Genomic DNA, 377 nt, shown 5'->3' with positions numbered 1-377 from the left:
GTAGAGGCCGTCCTGCGCAGCGAGCACGTCGCGCATGGCGACGTCGGAGGGGAGCATCCCGATGCCGCAGATCCCCCACTCGGTGGACCCGGTGCCGAGAACGCGATCCAGATACATCGCCTCATGGGCGCGGTGGAAGCCGCCGACGCCGATGTGGACGATGCCGGTGCGTACGCGCGAACGGTCGTACTCCGGTACGGCGACGGTGGGGGCGAGGTCGCCCAGGGTGGCGGCCGACAGGGTGGTCATGAGCGGGCTCCTCGGTGGATGTCGCGGGGAATGCGGAGGCCCGCGGGCGGCCGGTACCGGCGCGCCCGCGGGCGGGTGGTGGTGTGGTGGTTAGCCGCAGGAGGACTGGTAGACGGCGTCTTTGGCGG

1 pseudogene is annotated in these 377 nt (G+C 71.9%); it reads right to left on the bottom strand.

The features are described from left to right. Positions 1–249 (bottom strand): annotated as a pseudogene (locus ASG00_RS17525) (mannitol dehydrogenase family protein); the annotation flags it as partial. Between the last annotated feature and the right edge of the window lie 128 nt (positions 250–377).

The organism is Microbacterium sp. Leaf351 (assembly GCF_001423825.1).
Lineage (GTDB): Bacteria > Actinomycetota > Actinomycetes > Actinomycetales > Microbacteriaceae > Microbacterium > Microbacterium ginsengisoli.
The sequence above is the reverse complement of the archived record's forward strand: the minus strand, read 5'-3'. Positions and strand labels throughout refer to the sequence as shown.